The sequence below is a fragment of the Bacillus sp. 05T31 genome, assembly GCF_056396725.1.
Window position 1 is genome coordinate 1 of record NZ_JBFTMA010001419.1, and the last position, 428, is coordinate 428.

At 33.0% G+C, this 428-nt stretch carries 1 pseudogene; it reads right to left on the reverse strand.

The window, feature by feature from the left end:
• A pseudogene (locus AC1DJR_RS33615) lies at positions 1-428 on the reverse strand (MSCRAMM family protein); the annotation flags it as partial.

The window sequence follows — 428 nt, forward strand, 5'->3', positions numbered from 1 at the left end:
AGATTTTTACTTTTCCTTCTTTATCTGTCGTTACTTCTGTTACTACTTTTCCTTTTTCATCTTGAACTTCGAATGTTACACCTTCTAATACTGTGCCCCTTCTAATACTGTGCCACTTTCTTTGTCCACTTTTGTGATCTCTACTGAACCTTTGTCCAATAGTTCATTCTCTACTTTYAATGATAAAACTTACGTCATACCTTTTTTAATTTCGAATGATACTGGTTCTGTTAGTTTTTTGTAGCCTGGTAAACTTTCTTTCTCTACTAATTTATACTTTCCTACTGATAAATCTGAGATTTTTACTTTTCCTTCTTTATCTGTCGTTACTTCTGTTACTACTTTTCCTTTTTCATCTTGAACTTCGAATGTTACACCTTCTAATACTGTGCCACTTTCTTTGTCCACTTTTGTGATCTCTACTGAAC